Raw genomic sequence first — 15823 nt, 5'->3', positions numbered from 1 at the left:
GTGAGGGCTTTTTTGTGTCCAGACCCCGCGCGGTTTTGTAGCCCTGTGAAACGTACTGATAAGTGTTATTTGCTAAGACAGGCCAGTCTATTAGTATCATAGGTAGTTCGGGCCGCCATACTGGCGGTATTTATTCATACGGAGACCTTATGTCCATTTCAGTCGGTGCGCGCGTTCCAGACGCGACCCTTAGCGAGTACATTGAAACCGCCACAGAAAGCTGCCCTATGGGCCCCAACAACTTTCAGGTGGCTGATCTGGTTAAAGGCAAGAAAATTGCCGTGTTCGCCGTTCCTGGCGCTTTCACCCCCACCTGCTCCGAGCAGCACTTGCCTGGCTTTATTGCCAAGGCAGACGAGTTCAAGGCTGCCGGCGTAGACGAGATCTGGTGCGTGGCAGTGAACGATCCTTTCGTAATGGGCGCTTGGGGCAAGTCCCTGAACGTTAATGGCAAAGTACGTTTGCTGGCCGACGGCAGTGCTGTCTGGACCAAAGCATTGGGTCTGGAATTTGACCTGACGTCCAAAGGCCTGGGTGTGCGCTCCAAGCGTTTCTCTGCCTTGCTGGAAGACGGCGTTGTCAAACAACTGAACATTGATAACGACGGCGGCCTGCACACATCGGATGCAGACACCCTGTTGAAACAGGTAAAGTCGTAAATATCTGATCCCCCGCCAGTCCGGCGTGGCGAGGGATAGAAGGATTACAAGGCGCTGGCGGCAAGCTGGCGCTTTTTTTTACCGTGCTCCTGTCGCAAAACCCAGGCCGGAAACTAGATGGTGGCGAGAGTTGGGGGCCGGTGCCGCGGTTTTTTTAGGATGTCTGGATGCTGTCATCGGTGGGTGCGTTTTCGTCCCTGTACTTTGCGACCCTGATGCTCTTGCTCAGCTCGGGCCTGTTCAATACCTTCATGGGGGTGCGCCTGACGGCCATCTCGGTGTCAGAGGTATGGATTGGCGGGCTGATTGCGGTGTATTACCTGGGCCTGGTATTTGGTGCTCGCATGGGTCACCGCCTGATCATGGGCGTGGGTCATATTCGGGCGTACGCCGCCAGTGCTGCCATTGTCACCATCTGTGTGCTGGTTCAGATTCTGGTTGATTCCATGTACGTCTGGCTGCTGCTACGCTTTTTGGCGGGCGCGGCCATGGTGGTGCAGTTCATGGGGATTGAAAGCTGGCTGAACGAGCAAAGCGACAATAGCCAGCGTGGCACCATTTTTGCCTTTTACATGGTGTTCTCCAGCCTGGGCACAGTGCTGGGGCAGTTGTCTTTGACCCTGTTCCCGCATCTGAATTACGAGCCGTTGGTTTTTGTGGCGATCTGTTCGGCCTTCAGTCTGGTGCCGGTGGCGATTACCCGTCGCAGTCACCCACCCTTGCAAGTGCCCGCGCCCATTAACGCACGCTATTACGTGGACCGCGTGCCCTTGTCCATGATGGTGCTGCTGGTCGCCGGTATGTTGACCGGGGCCTTTTATGGTCTGGCGCCGGTGTATGCGGTGCGCGTTCATCTAAGCAATGAGCAGGCTGCCTTGTTTGTCGCCGTGTCTGTGGCCGCCGGTGTGCTGGCCCAATGGCCGGTGGGTTGGCTGGCGGATCGCATGAATCGCGTCAAACTGATCCGCATTAACGCGATCTGTTTGCTGGCCTTGGCCATTCCTTTGTGGGGCTGGTTTGAGGCCCCATTCTGGTTTCTGCTGATTTTTTCGGCGTTGTTCGGGATTCTGCAATTTACGCTGTATCCCTTGGGCGCGGCTTTTGCCAATGACAACGTGGATCCGGAGCGGCGAGTTGGCTTGAGTGCCATTTTGTATATGGTGTATGGCCTGGGGGCCTGTCTGGGGCCGCTGCTTGCCGGCGGCCTGATGTCTTATATCGGCAGCAATCTCTACTACATCTTCGTGGCAGCCTGTGGCTTGGCTTTGGTTCTGCTGGTCCGCCCGCAAAAGGTACTGGGCGATCACTTGAGCCAGGATGCGCCTACTACCTTTGTGCCTATGCCAGACAGCTTGCAAAGCTCGGCTGCGGCGGTGGCACTGGACCCACGGGTAGATATCAGCTCTGACGTGTCGCACGACCCTGTGTTCGAGGATCTGCCGCCTGTTGAAGAGCGGGTGCCTGCGACGACGGAAAGCACGGCTGCGGAGCGCAAGGCGGAGGATGAGGCTGCAGAGGCGACACTTGCCGAGGACGACAAACGGGCTGATTCTGTTGTTGGAAGTTCTGTGAATTCTGAAGGCTTGGATGCTTTTGGGAGCGCGGCAGATGTGGAAAGCTCGAGCGCTGAGAAAGACGCAGAGAAAGCACGTAAACCCTCAGATCCAGCCCCTTAGGTCGCCGCCAGAATCGAGCATGTTCTCATAGCGGTTTACGAGCATGATTCACTCATAAAAAAAACCCAGGCCAAGCCTGGGTTTTTTATTTCTGCCCGGATCTTAAATCTGGAACTCAGGTCCTTTGAATTCGGCCTCAACCTCAATCTTGCCAGCCAGAATATCCTGCTGCAGCGCTGCAATACGCTGGCGCACGGCATCCGGTGTGTCCGGGGCCATGATCAGGCGCACCGCATCCGGTTGCTGCAGGCCAACCTTGAAGATCTTGCCGGATTCGAACTTGTTTTCGTTCAGATCCTTGCAAGCTTCAAATACGCCAATGCCTACATCGGCCCAGGCGGAACCGACGAATACGTCGGGCTCGCGGGCGACCCAGTCAATTACATTGCCAATTTCTTTGATACCCAGTTCACGGCAGGCCTGCGTTGTGCCGCTACGGCCTTTGTTCAGCATGGTGTAGATGATGTCTGCACCAGCTTTGGCCTGTGCCTGGGTGACCCGCGCGGCCAGCTCAATATCATCCTGGTTGCCGGAGAAGTTTGTCAGCAGCTTCACATCCGGATTGGCGTGCTTGACGCCAGCGGCATAGGAAGCGCGGGCGCGCAAACCAGGGGGCACGCGTATGCCGGACTGGTGGGCCACCACGCCGGTCTTGGTCATCAGGGCGGCATAGGCGCCGGCCAGCCAGGCTGACTCTTCCTGGCGCACGTCATAGCTGCTCAGATTGCTCGCAGTGACGGCACCTTGCGTGATCACAAAGCGGGTATCCGGAAACTCCTTGGCAACGGCCAGGGCAGCATCGGTGTTCTGACCGCCGTGGGCGATCAGCAAGGCCGGTTTGTATTGTGTTGCCAGTTCGCGCAGAGCGGCAATTTGCGCCTGGGTTTCGTTAGCCACCTGGTCTTTGTAGTGGCCAGTAATGGGCAACTGGTCCATGGCCTTCTTGAAGCCCTGATAACCAGCTTGCATGAAGCCGTTGTCATCAATGTGGCCGCAGAACAGGGCGGCAACGACGGGTTTGTTGGCCGCCAGCACACTGCGGCCAAGCCAAGGGGCAGCCAGTGCGCCGGCTCCAGCAGAAGCGGCGGCCAGCAGTAACTGTCGACGGGTAAATCCGGTCATGATCATGTCTCCTGTGTAGTCTCCGACGTGGGCGTCGGTAAAAATCGTTTTTTTCTAATCTACAGGAGATGAAAAGCCGCGGTCCCTGAAGTTTTAAATGTCAAATATAAGAATTCTCGTATAGTGCGTTTACGCGGGCATGTATGAGACACGCCCGATATTGTTCACCGCGGAATCAGGGCCACGATAGCGCCAATGGCCAGGGCAACCCCCACCATATTGAGCGCGCTGAGCTTTTCCTTGAAGAAGCCCGCGCCGATGATGGCACCCATGGCAATCACACCAATATTCATGGCCGAGAACACCAGAGTGGGGTTCTCCGGGAAGATCTGGTGGGCGCGGATATAAAAGAAAATATTGCCGAAGTTCAGCAGGCCCAGCACCAGACCGGCTAAAAGGCTGCCTTTGTGCCAGCTGGTGCGCTTGGCCAGCAGCCAGCACAGCATCAGCACACCGGCTAGCGAGAAGGACACCACCAGACTGCTGGAGAAAGCTGCACCGGCTTTGGAAAGCTGCTTGAACATGATGTCGATCACGCCATAGCCCAGCCACACAGCCAGCAGCATCAGGGCAGGATGCCCGGAGCCTGCTTCCTGGCTACTGGCCTGCCGCGGACGTATCAGCAGGCACAGCAAGGCAATCAGGGCCAGGGCGATGCCCAGCAGTTTCTGACCAGCCAGATGCTCGCCAAACAAGAGAAAGGCCGCCAACAAGGGAATGAACAGGGACAGGCGCTGGGCAGCATCGCTCAACACAATCCCGGCTTGCCGCACTGCCGCCGCCATGAACAGAAAGACGCTGGGCAAGAGCACACCCAAGGCAATCAGAATCCACCAGGGGGTAGCAGGATTCAGCAGACTGCTGGGATGCGGTTGCAGCAATACCAGACTCAAGGTGACCGCCACGCCATAGTTGACCATGATGGCCTGGGCGACATCGATCTGCCGCTGGCGAGCGACTTTCAGCAGAATGGAAACGGCAACACTGCACAGAATGCTGGCGATCAGAGTGAGCATGTTAGAGGGCCTCGACCATAGCGCGTGGACGGGTTTGTTCCAATGACAGAGGGGGTTCGGACAGTGTGGTTTTGGCCGCTTCCAGTTGCAGGCGGGCAAACAGATCCTGGTCCGCCACAAACTGCGGGTTGCCGGTAGTCAGCAATTGCTCGCCATAGAAAATGGAGTTGGCACCGGCCATAAAGCACAGGGCCTGGGTGCTGTCATCCATGGTTTCGCGACCCGCCGACAAGCGCACGGCGCTGGTGGGCATCAGGATACGCGCAATGGCAATCGTACGTACAAACTCGAAGGGGTCCAGATCATCGACCTGATCCAGCGGCGTGCCCGGTACTTTCACCAATTGGTTGATAGGCACGGACTCGGGGTAAGGGCGCATATTGGCCAGCTGAGCCAGCAGACCAGCACGCTCGCGACGGCTTTCACCCATGCCGATAATCCCGCCGCAGCAACTGTTCAAACCGGCTGCGCGTACGCGTTCCAGCGTGTCCAGGCGGTCCTGGTACGTGCGTGTGCTGATGATCTGGCCATAGAACTCGGGGGAGGTGTCCAGATTGTGGTTGTAGTAGTCCAGCCCGGCATCTTTCAGGCGCTGCGCCTGACCGTCTTTGAGCATGCCCAAGGTGACACAGGTTTCCAGCCCCATCGCTTTGACGGCGCTAACCATCTCAACTACCTGGTCCAACTGTTTTTCGGTAGGAGAGCGCCAGGCGGCACCCATGCAAAAACGCTGAGCACCCTGTGCCTGGGCGGCGCGGGCCGCTTCCAATACTTGTTCCAGGGGCATCAAGGGTTCAGGTTCCAGCTCGGTCTGGTATTTGGAGGATTGCGGGCAGTAGGAGCAATCTTCGGGACAGGCGCCTGTCTTGATGGAGAGCAGACTGGAGAGCTGGATTTGATTGGCCGGGTGGTGCTGTCTATGTACGGTCTGCGCCTGGAACACGAGGTCCATAAAGGGCAGCTCGTAAAGCTCCATGATGCGACGAATCGTCCAGGGTGCGGGGGTATTTACAGACATGGCAGGCTACCTTATTCAGTGACGCAGCTATGCTAGGTTTTCTGCCTGTGAAAGACGACTCCTGGGGCTGGCAGGCTCCGGAGGCTTTTCTCGCTATGGGGCCTATTTCAGTGATTCTTAGACGAAATTGTCGCTAACTTCGCTTAATTTCAATTATTGTGAGGGATACAAACTATTTCAAAGGCAGTGTTTGCAAAATGTTTCAGCGGCTGATTCAGTGCCTGATTACCGTGGTTTCCACCTTTTTATCCGAGGTAAACTGGCAGGCGATTTTGCAAAAGGATAAACATGCACGTGTTCGAGCGCCGCATCACCGTGGAATGGGGTGATTGCGATGAGGCCGGGATTGTTTTCTATCCCAATTATTTTTATTGGTTTGACTGCACGTATCAGGCGTGGCTGCGGCAAGCAGGCTTGAGCCAGCGTATCTTGCGTCAGGAATATGATGCGGTAACGCCATTGGTGGATGTCGGTGCCAACTTCCGCGCACCTGTCACCTATGATCGCGAGATTCGCGTTTGCGTGCATGTGGCTCAATGGCTGGACCGGCGTTTCAAGCTTGAATATCAAGTCTTCAATATGGACGGCGTGCTGGTAGCAACCGGCCACGAGTGGCGCGCCTGGGCGCAGGTCTTGCCGGAAGGGCGGCTGAAAGGTGCCGCCATTGCTGAAGACTTTCGTCAGCGCTTAGAAGGGAACGGGGCTGTTTGAAGCAGCCTGATCAGACACCGGCAGGCGCTGCTGCACTTGATGCAGCTGCGGCTTGCCATTGAGCGGTATATAGACAAAAGCCAATTGCTTGAACAGGCGTGCTTGCCAGCGTGCCTGTTGCAGGCTGATGTCCAGCACCAGCAGGCTGGGTTCATCCGGCCATTTGCCCTTGGGGTCCAGATTCACAGCGGGCCACCAGCGCAGATCCAGTTTCTGCAAATCGCGCAGCAAGCTTTCCTGAACTGCATCGTTAAAGGCACGGCTGCAAATTTGTGCGCCAGGATTGCAGGCGGTCAAAATTGCCGCACCACGGCTGTTTTCTTGTTCCAGTAATTGATTCAGAGGGCGGTTGAGCTGGCCGATGCGCACGTCCATATCGCCCTTTGGGCTGTGTACACGGTAGATCGCCTTCTCGAAAGCGTGAGACAGGGCGGCGGGCAGGTCTTTCTGTGTAGACATAAGCTATCTTGCGTCGTTCTGTTCTCTGGACCCACAAGACTGGCAGTGGGATGCATGGTTTGTTTGTGTTCAAACCATGCATCCATTATTTACACAGTTTCAGCCTTCAAGCAAGTTATGAGGCGCGTGGATCCTGGATTCGATTCCAGATCGAATACAAGCTGGGCAAGAACAAGAGCGTCAGGATGGTGCCAATGGCTGTACCGCCGATCAGCGTCAGGGCCATGGAACCCCAGAACACGGAGAAGGACAGCGGAATGAAGGCCAGTACCGCCGCCAGCGCCGTCAGAATGACGGGGCGGGCACGCTGCACAGTGGCTTCAATCACGGCATCGTAGGGCGAGGCACCTTCAGCCCGGTTGGTCTTGATCTGCTCAATCAGAATCAAGGTATTGCGCATCAGGATCCCCGCCAGACCAATCAGCCCCAGAATCGCCGTAAAGCCAAAGGGTTGCTGGAAGATCAGCAAGGCGGGCACGCTGCCAATCAGGCCCAAGGGGGCGGTCAGGAACACCATGATCATGTTCGAGAGCGAACGTACCTGAATCACGATAACCAGCAGCATCAAGGCAATCATGACCGGGAAGACGGGCAGCAGCGCGTCATTGGACTTCTTGGCCTCGGCGGTGATGCCGCTCATCTCGATCAGGTAGCCAGGGGGCAGGGAAGCCTGCAAGGAGGCAAACTCCTTCATCACCCGGTTGGCCACTTCTGCCGGTTGCACGTGCGGAGCAATATCCCCTCGCACGGTCATGGTGGGCAGGCGGTTGCGACGTGCCAGCTTGGGTTCTTCCTGGATGATTTCCAGCTTGCCGACTTGCTCCAAGGGCAGGTTCTGGCCCTGATCATTCATGACGGTCAGGCTGGACAGGCGAGTTGGGTCATGGCGGTTGCTGGCCGAGCTGCGCGCCACAACCAGCACATTACGCAGGTCCTCGCGGTATTCCGCAACGGTTGTGCCATCCAGCTGCAACTGGATTTGCTCGGCCAGACTCTGGCGATTCAACCCCAAGGCTTGCAGACGTTGCGGGTCTACGTCCAGCTTCAGGACGGGTACGCGCGAACCCCAGTCCACGTTCACCTGACGCATGTCCTTGTCGGCCCGCATCACCGCCATGGCCTGCTCGGAAATATCACGTAGCTTGTCCAGATCAGGGCCACGTACCAGGAACTCCACCGGGTATTTGGTGGATGGCCCGAACACCAGCTGAGTGGCACGGACGCGCGCTTCTGGTGTCAGGCCATCGGCCACCACTTGGCGGAAGCGTTGCAGCAGCGCATCGCGGTCGTGGTGATCAGCCGTCAGCACCACCAGACGAGCAAAGGAGGGATCAGGCAGTTCAGGGTTGTAGGACAGGAAAAAGCGCGGTGCGCCTTGCCCGGCATAGCTGGTGACCAGCTTGGTTTCGGGCTGCTCGCGCAACCAGCTCTCCACCTTGCGAGTAACGGCTTGCGTGGACTGAATACTGCTGCCCTCAGGTAACTGCACTTCTACCAGCAGCTCGGGTCGGTCGGAGGTGGGGAAGAATTGCTGTTTGACGAAACCCATGCCTACAACCGCCAGCACGAAGGCCGCCACCACAATTCCGGCCACCAGAAACTTGTGGTGTACCGACCAGGCAATCATGCGGCGCAGGCGCATGTAATTGGGAGTGTCGTAAATGGCCTGGTGGCCGCCAGGACGGGCTGGAATGGCGGGCAGCAATTTCACGCCCATGTAGGGAGTGAAGGCCACCGCGACCAGCCAGGAGGTCAGCAGGGCAGCGGCCAGAATCCAGAAGATATTGCCGGCGTACTCCCCGGCAGAGGAACGGGCAAAACCCACAGGCAGAAAGCCGATAATCGTCACCAGGGTGCCGGACAGCATGGGGGCTGCCGTATGGTTCCAGGCATAGGCGGCGGCTTTCAGGCGGTCCATGCCTTCTTCCATTTTCACGATCATGATCTCGATCGCAATAATGGCGTCGTCCACCAGCAGGCCCAGCGAGATAATCAGCGCGCCCAGCGTTACCCGGTCAAACACCTTGCCTGTCATCATCATGATGACGAACACCATGGCCAGCGTCAGGGGCACAGCGGCAGCCACTACGATCCCGACCCGCCAGCCCATGCTGACCAGACACACCAGCAGCACCACGCTCAGCGCCGCGAAGAACTTGAACATGAACTCGCCTACGGCGGAGGCAATGTTCACCGACTGGTTGGTGACGGTATCCAGGGAGAAGCCCAGGGGCAGGGCAGCGGCAATATCTTCCCGTGCCTTTTCCAGATCCTTGCCCAGATACAGGCCGTTGTAGCCCTCCTGCATCACCACATCCAGCAACATGGCAAATTGTGCGTTGTGGTGAATCTCGAAGCTGGGCGGGTCTTCGTATCCACGACTGATGGTGGCAATGTCGCCCAGACGCAGATTGTGGCCTTGCACGTAGATATAGGTATTGCTGATGGCCTCTACATCCTCCAGTCCGGCGCTAAGGCGCATGTGAATGCGCGGGCCATCGGTGCTGACGGCACCACTGGCTGTCATGGCGCTGCGCTTGGACAAGGCTTCCAGAATCTGTTGAGGGTTGAGCTGCAGGTTGTGCAGCTTGGCTTCGTCCAGATCGACAAAAATACGCTCGCTTTGCTCGCCCAGAATATTGACCTTCTTGACGCCAGGGACTTGCAGTAGCTGGCTGCGTACTTTCTCGGCCTCGCGAGTCAGCAGGCGCGGTGGCAAACCAGGGGCTTGCAGCGCGAACAGGCTGAAGGACACGTCCGAGTACTCGTCGTTCACAAACGGCCCCTGCACGCCTTTGGGCAAGCGCGGAGCCTGATCCTGCAGCTTCTTGCGGAGCTGATAGAACTCGCTCTGAACGTCCGCCGGCGGCATGGTGTCTTTCAGGGTCACCACCATCAAGGCGGTGCCGGGACGGGTAACCGTCTCTACCTTGTCAAACCAGCGCAGTTCCTGCATGCGCTTTTCCATGGGCTCGGCCACCAGATCCTGCATTTCCTGGGCGGTGGCTCCGGGCCACATGGCGGTGACGGTCAGCACTTTCACGGTAAAAGCCGGGTCTTCGGCTCGACCCAGTTTCACGAAGGAGTAAATGCCGGACGCTGCCAGAGCAATGATCAGAAACAGCGTGATGGCCCGTTCACGCACCGCCAGAGCGGAGAGATTGAAGCGGCCTGTCATTGCTTGACCTCGCGTGTTTCAGGACGAACTTCCTGGCCTTCATGCAAAAGGTTAGCGCCCAACGCCACGATGGCGGTGCCGGCTTCAGGGCCTTGGGAAAGGTAAGCGTGTTCCTGGGCCAGCTTGGCAATGGCCACGGGCTGCCAGTGCACGGTTTTCTGATCATCAATTACCCACACACCGGGCCCTTTACCCGCATCGTAAATTGCAGTCAGTGGCACTTGATTCAAGGCGTCTGCATCCGGGGGCGTCAAATGCACAATGGCGCTGGAACCCAGTCTTGCGGTGACATTCTCGCCCTCGAAGGAAAAGCGGGCCTGATAGCTGCGGGTTGCAGGGTCAGAGGATTGGGCCAACTCGCGCAGTTGGGCGGGCAGGCTTTCCTGGGAGTCCGTCAGCTCAATAGTGGCGCGAGTACCCAGCGGAATATCCCACTGCTCGGGCAGGCTGACAATGACATCACGTGGACCGTCCTGGGCCAGGCGCAGCACGGCTTGCCCTGGGCTGACAACTTGGCCAACATCCGCAATCTGGGCGGTAATGATGCCGCTGGCTTCTGCTTTCAGGGAACTGTATTGGTCGGCGTTGCGGGCTATTTCAGCTTGTGCTTGGGCGGACTTCAGATTTGCCTGTGCGCTACGCAGTGCCTTCTGGCTTTGTTCATGCGCCTGACGGGAAACACCGCCTTGCTCTACCAGCAGGGACAAGCGTTTGTAATCTGACTGGGCTTGTTCGGCCTGAGCCTGGGCGGCCTGCACGGCAGCCAGACGGGCGCGGTAATCCAGTTGCAGATCTTTGGGATCCAGCGTCATCAAGAGCTGGCCTTTTTCCACGTGCTCGCCGTTCTGGACCTTGCGTGTATCAATCTTGCCGCCTACCCGAAATGCCAGCGGGCTTTCCACCCGTGCGCTGACCAGTCCCAGGAAACGTCGCTGCTGATCGGCCTTGGGCTGAATCACGCTTTGAATGACCAAAGGAGCCTGAGTGCGAGGGTCGGCCTCCTGCGTCTGCTGGCTGCACCCCATCAGTACAAGGGCGACGGACAAACTCAAGACAGGACTAAGAGAGCGAAAAAGAGCCATGCAGGACTCCGGGTAGGTAAATAGTTGGATGAACTGTAACTTGGGGCGTGATGTTCAAGGCATCAGGCTGCGCAGGATAAGCTGCGTTACCACCAGCAAACCTTGACGGGTTTTTTCAGGCGGATGTATTTCCAGCAAGACAGGGTGTAGACAGGCGGTCAAGGCAAACAGGATGCCTTGAACCACCTCGTCCAAGGGCGTGCGGCGTTCAAAGTCGCCGCTTTCACGGCCCGCGCGCACCAGGGCGGTGATTTGGGTCAGCAAATCTTCTCTATGCTGGTCCACTGTTGCCCAATTGTTTTGCAGCGCTTCAATGACCACTTCTTGCATGCGGCCTTCCTGCAAGAACAGCTCCAGGCTTAGCGTGCAGGCGGTTTCAATGAAGTGGCGCAGACGTTCGATAGGGGGCAAGTCGCCCTCCACAATCTGTTGCAGCTGCACGTGCATGCCTTTGAGCACAGAGTGGCAGATCGCCTGGCCGATAGCCTGCTTGGAGTCGAAAAAACGATAGAGATAAGCGCTGGACACGCCTATGGATTTGGCCAGGCTGGCAACAGAGGTCTTGCGATACCCATAGAGCCGGAAATGCGTATTGGCCTGCTCAATGATCTGTTCGCGGCGATGATGCTCGGTCGGACCACGCTGGCCCAGGGTACTGGCTGGCATAGAAGTTGAATGTTGAAGTAACGATAACGCAATACATTAACTTCCTTGTTAAGCCGCGGCAAGTAAATTGAGGCCACATATCCCGTTTTTTTGCTTGATGGGACTCTTCTTGACAGGCAAACCTTTTAGATCAGCCGATGGCTTGAGCAGGCAGCAGGGCATCCGCAGGATGGGATCATGCTTTGAGTCTGACTTTCCAGGCTTTGGCTTGTTGAGAGCGTGCCAGGGATAGCGCTTTTTGCAAGGTAGCTGATGCGTATGGTTGTTCGGATGGGAGATGCATCATTGCCTGCGCCTGAATTCTCAACAGTTCTGGGGCGTTCCATAGTTGCTCTTCAGCGGTCTCATCAGCAAGGCGGGCCTTGATGAGTGCAACCGCTTCCGGGCTATGCCCTTGTTCGATCATTGCATGTGCAAAGTCAGACAAGAAAACAGAATATGCCGTGTCAAACCCGTGCTCCTGTAACTGTGTCAGAGCTGACTGGAGTGTCTGGAAAGGAACTTCAGCGGGGTTCTCGGCGACTTTTGCCCAAAGCGTAAATGCCGAACCATACCGTGCCCAGAACTCCAAACCATGTTGACCAGCAAGCTGATTAAGCTCTCGCGACATTCGAGTGACCTCCTGGCTATCTCCTGAAAGCGCTGCCACCGTGCAGTTTCCTTCCGCCAGTGCACAACATAAGGTGCAAGCGTGATCCAGCGGTATGGCCTCCTCGATCGCTAATTGGGCCGCATGGCGAGCTTTGTTCGAGTTCCCCATGACCCATAGAATGCGGGAAAGAAAAGCCCAGCCCGCGACGCGCTGATCCAATCCGAATCGGAAGTGAGAGCCATGGCGTTCGTCGCGCACATAGGCATCAAGCATGGCCTCGATTTCAAATAAGGCTTCAGCGTGCCGTCCTAAAAAATGATAGGACGTGCCAATTAGACGGCGGGCAGTCAGAAAAGCGGCTCGGTCAGAGAACTGTAGAGCCAAATCCGCCATGTTCTGGCCGTGTTCCAGAGCCTGGGTGTACCGGCCGCTACGAAGATGAAAGAGCCATAGGCCGTATTCCGCTTGTAGCTGCATCTCCCTGTCGCCCAGCTGCAATGCGAGCTCGCCAGCTCGGGTCCATGCCTGTCCATTCTCTGGCGTCGGGCCGCGTGACCAGGTCAGGGAGGTGGCCAGGGCGGCTTGAATCATCATCTCCTGCTGTCCTTCTAGGGATGAGCCTGTGCTTTGTTTGAGTGCATCCGTAATTCTCTGACGACCTTCATCGTGAAGCGACAACTGTATCCAGAATGGGGCGGAGTTGGCCAGGATATGGAGCCCCAGACTGCGGTGCTGATTATTTCGGAATGCCCAGTCCAAAGCGGTTCTGATGTCATCGATGTGGTGTTCATATTGCTGCCTCCACTGGGGCGTGGGTAAGGACATCCAGTCGTGTTGAGCCTGGGATGCCAGTTGGGCAGTAAAGTGCGCATGTCTGTCCGCCAAAACAGTCTGTCGATCCCCAAGCTGCTCCAGGGCATATGCGCGCAGCATACTCAGATAGCGATAACGGATAGTGTGCGTTCCGGCTTGCAGGGTGAGCAGGGACTTTTCAACCAATCCGTAAATAATGTCGGGCAGTCTGGTCGAGTCTTTGGTCCTTGCGGAGATGATTTGTTCTGCAGCGGAGAGGGTGAAATCGCCAGGGAAAATAGCCAGTTCCTGAAAAGCGTTTTGTTCACGCGAGTTCAGCAAGTGGTAACTCCATTGCATGGCTTCGCCCAGTGTCTGGTGGCGCCCCGAGGATGGGTTCTTCCGGGCGGCCAGCAAACCCGAGGAAATAGCCAGGTCTTCAGCGACGGCAGCCAGCCCTAGCGAGGGGACTCGGGCAGCCGCAATTTCGAGCGCCAGGGGAACCCCGTCCAGCGCTCTGCAGAGTGCCGTAATTTGATCCAGATTATCTTCTGTCAGCTTGAAGTGATAGTCTGCGGCGATAACCCGGCGTACGAACAGCTCGATAGCACTGTATGCTCGTGCGTTGTCTAACTTGATGGGGTTTGCGGGGACGCAGAGAGGGGTGATGCGAAAGACTTGCTCGCCCTCCAGTCCCAAAGGGGTTTGGCTGGTAAGGAGGATGCTCAGCTTCGGGTCGGCCTCCAGAAGTTGTTCAATCACGTGTGTGCAAGCCGAAGCGACATGTTCGCAGTTATCAATTAGCAGGAGTGCCCTGTTTGGATGCGATGCGGCCTGTGTGTCTGTGCCGACAAGGCCGGCCAAGGCGCTTGAGATGCTCGGTAATACAGGGGCGGGGCTGCCAAGTTGGGACAAGTCCGCGAAGTAAACACCATCAGGGAAAAGTGGGCTTGCTTCAGAGGCCAGCTCTATGGCCAAACGGGTCTTGCCGACACCGGCAGGGCCGGCGAGCGTGATCAGGCATTGGCTTGCAAGGAGCCGATTTAATTCCAGTAGCTCCTCAACACGGCCGATCAAGGGGGACCTGGGACGTGGCAGTTTGCTCCGGGTTTGATGAGCAATAATTGGGCTTGCCGCTTGATGGGGTTGCACAGCGCCGGTGAATCGATAGCCTCGGCCAAATTCCGTGGAAATAAGGTCTCTATCGTCACCCAGAGTTTTCCGTAATGATGAGATCTGTGCCTGCAAGCTGTTTTCCTCGACCACGTCCTTGGACCATATCTGCGAAAGGAGCGAGTCTTTTGACACCACTTTTCCTGCTGCCTCTACAAGGTAGATGAGCACATCAAGCGCACGCTCGCCTACCTCCAACCGCACACCGTCCCGCAGCAAAAGCCGCAGGCCCGGAAATAGCTGGTACCGGCCAAATGCCAGCATATCGTCGTCGCGGGCCTGGGCGGATCTTGAGTGTTTCTGAGGGGCGGGGTGGGTACCGTTAGACATGCTTGTCTCTGGGTAAAGTTGGGCGGAGAAGCAGATTTCAGACGTCTGAAATTGTAGGCCAAAGACTTTGGCTACGTGTTCCTTCACCATGACAGCCTACTTTTTACTTTGTGAGTCAGTGATGTCCAAAGAATCCGCCTTGGTGCGTCGTCTGGATACGGCGCTTCTGATGGTGATGGCGATTGCCTGTGGCGTATTTGTCTCGAATGTCTATTACAACCAGCCACTTCTGGAACTGTTGCAACAGGCATTTCCGCAGGAAAGAGGGCTGATTAATCTGGCCCCGACGGCGACCCAGTTGGGGTTTGCTTGCGGCCTGTTTTTTCTGGTCCCTCTTGGAGACCGGGTTGACCGTAGAAAATTGATTCTGGGGCAGGCGGCGGTTTTGCTGGTCGGGCTGGTATGTCTGGCGGTAACCCCTAATGCCTGGGGGTTTGTCTGTGCGTCCGTGTTGGTGGGGATCTCTGCATCAGCCGCTCAACAAATTGTGCCTTTTGCGGCAGAACTAGCGACGCCGAGCCGCCGGGGACAAGTAGTAGGCACGGTAATGAGCGGGGTGTTGTGCGGTCTTTTATTGGGTAGGGCTGTGGGTGGCTTTATTGGCGATCATTGGGGCTGGCGGGCCACATATTGCTTAGGTGCAGTGATGACGGCGATTGCCTGGCTCATGCTTTTTCTCAAATTGCCCCATAGCAATCCCCAGGTGCATCAACGTTATTTCAGCCTTATAAAGTCCTTGATCGTTCTGTGGCGGGAAGAGCCTTTGTTGCGTAGAGCAACCCGTATTCAAGCGGTCCTGTTTGGCTCCTTTATGGGTTTGTGGACAGTTCTGGCATTGCACATGCAGGAGTCATACGGCTTGGGAGCGGATGTAGCTGGCTTGATGGGCGTTGTCGGTGCTGCCGGGATTTTGATTGCTCCATTGGCGGGTCGCAGCGCAGATCATCGTGGACCGCAGATTGTTATCACGGCTGCTTGCCTGATCATGTTGCTGTCATACCCCGTGTTGGGGCTTTGGAGCAGTCTTGCCGGTTTGATTGTGGGCATTTTGTTGCTGGATATTGGTGAGCAGTTGGCACTCATTTCCAATCAGCATGTGATTTACTCACTCCGTCCGGAGGCCAGGAGCCGATTGAATACGCTATTTATGAGCGGCATGTTCGTGGGTGGTGCGACTGGCTCATGGGGGGCTGGTATTGCCTGGCGTCTGGGTGGGTGGCATGCGGTATGCCTGTTTGGAGGGGCATTAGTGCTTATCGGTTTTTCTTTGCACGGTATTCGTAGACGAGCGATAGGCACCAGAGGCTGAGAGAGGTGTTCTGGTGCGCATGCTTGCAGGCCGAAATCCA

At 56.8% G+C, this 15823-nt stretch carries 12 protein-coding genes; 4 read left to right on the top strand and 8 right to left on the bottom strand.

Features of this window, described 5'->3' with window-relative positions:
• Nucleotides 1-149: 149 nt before the first annotated feature.
• Both ACFPDR_RS11900 and ACFPDR_RS11895 read left to right on the top strand, forming a co-directional pair.
• Entirely contained in the window at nucleotides 150-659 is a 510-nt protein-coding gene (locus ACFPDR_RS11900) for a peroxiredoxin (protein WP_009463866.1), read from the top strand.
• Nucleotides 660-826: 167 nt separating this feature from the next.
• Nucleotides 827-2335, top strand: coding sequence for an MFS transporter (locus ACFPDR_RS11895; RefSeq protein ID WP_251205093.1), 1509 nt, complete (start codon nucleotides 827-829; stop codon nucleotides 2333-2335).
• A 102-nt stretch (nucleotides 2336-2437) separates the two neighbouring features.
• On the opposite strand, the gene ACFPDR_RS11890 is transcribed toward ACFPDR_RS11895, so the two are convergent.
• The 3 genes from ACFPDR_RS11890 to bioB all read right to left on the bottom strand — a co-directional run bounded on the left by ACFPDR_RS11890 (nucleotide 2438) and on the right by bioB (nucleotide 5491).
• Complete coding sequence (locus ACFPDR_RS11890) at nucleotides 2438-3457, bottom strand: BMP family protein (protein WP_081055405.1); 1020 nt, start codon at nucleotides 3455-3457, stop codon at nucleotides 2438-2440.
• Nucleotides 3458-3621: 164 nt separating this feature from the next.
• The gene (locus ACFPDR_RS11885) at nucleotides 3622-4473 is read right to left on the bottom strand and encodes a hypothetical protein (RefSeq protein ID WP_060186311.1); all 852 of its coding nucleotides are present in this window, start codon (nucleotides 4471-4473) and stop codon (nucleotides 3622-3624) included.
• A 1-nt stretch (nucleotide 4474) separates the two neighbouring features.
• Nucleotides 4475-5491, bottom strand: coding sequence for a biotin synthase BioB (gene bioB / locus ACFPDR_RS11880; protein WP_083054143.1), 1017 nt, complete (start codon nucleotides 5489-5491; stop codon nucleotides 4475-4477).
• 288 nt (nucleotides 5492-5779) lie between these two features.
• Between bioB and ACFPDR_RS11875 the strand changes: the two genes are divergently transcribed.
• Entirely contained in the window at nucleotides 5780-6202 is a 423-nt protein-coding gene (locus ACFPDR_RS11875; protein WP_060186313.1) for an acyl-CoA thioesterase, read from the top strand.
• On the opposite strand, the gene ACFPDR_RS11870 is transcribed toward ACFPDR_RS11875, so the two are convergent.
• The 5 genes from ACFPDR_RS11870 to ACFPDR_RS11850 all read right to left on the bottom strand — a co-directional run bounded on the left by ACFPDR_RS11870 (nucleotide 6179) and on the right by ACFPDR_RS11850 (nucleotide 14474).
• Nucleotides 6179-6661 (bottom strand): DUF3293 domain-containing protein, encoded by a 483-nt coding sequence (locus ACFPDR_RS11870; protein ID WP_035271189.1) that lies wholly within the window; start codon nucleotides 6659-6661, stop codon nucleotides 6179-6181. The two genes, ACFPDR_RS11875 and ACFPDR_RS11870, sit on opposite strands and share 24 nt — an antisense overlap.
• A 115-nt stretch (nucleotides 6662-6776) precedes the next feature.
• On the bottom strand, nucleotides 6777-9839 hold the full coding sequence (locus ACFPDR_RS11865; RefSeq protein ID WP_376911160.1) for an efflux RND transporter permease subunit: 3063 nt from the start codon (nucleotides 9837-9839) through the stop codon (nucleotides 6777-6779).
• Entirely contained in the window at nucleotides 9836-10921 is a 1086-nt protein-coding gene (locus ACFPDR_RS11860; protein ID WP_376911159.1) for an efflux RND transporter periplasmic adaptor subunit, read from the bottom strand. Before ACFPDR_RS11860 ends, ACFPDR_RS11865 begins: the two co-directional genes overlap by 4 nt.
• 54 nt (nucleotides 10922-10975) lie before the next feature.
• Nucleotides 10976-11587 (bottom strand): TetR/AcrR family transcriptional regulator, encoded by a 612-nt coding sequence (locus ACFPDR_RS11855; RefSeq protein WP_035271186.1) that lies wholly within the window; start codon nucleotides 11585-11587, stop codon nucleotides 10976-10978.
• 175 nt (nucleotides 11588-11762) lie between these two features.
• Nucleotides 11763-14474 (bottom strand): ATP-binding protein, encoded by a 2712-nt coding sequence (locus ACFPDR_RS11850; protein ID WP_376911158.1) that lies wholly within the window; start codon nucleotides 14472-14474, stop codon nucleotides 11763-11765.
• 121 nt (nucleotides 14475-14595) lie between these two features.
• On the opposite strand from ACFPDR_RS11850, the gene ACFPDR_RS11845 reads away from it, so the two are divergent.
• On the top strand, nucleotides 14596-15783 hold the full coding sequence (locus ACFPDR_RS11845) for an MFS transporter (protein ID WP_376911157.1): 1188 nt from the start codon (nucleotides 14596-14598) through the stop codon (nucleotides 15781-15783).
• The last annotated feature ends 40 nt before the right edge of the window (nucleotides 15784-15823 follow it).

Source organism: Alcaligenes sp. GCM10023179, from assembly GCF_042653705.1.
Lineage (GTDB): Bacteria > Pseudomonadota > Gammaproteobacteria > Burkholderiales > Burkholderiaceae_B > Alcaligenes > Alcaligenes phenolicus.
The sequence above is the reverse complement of the archived record's forward strand: the minus strand, read 5'-3'. Positions and strand labels throughout refer to the sequence as shown.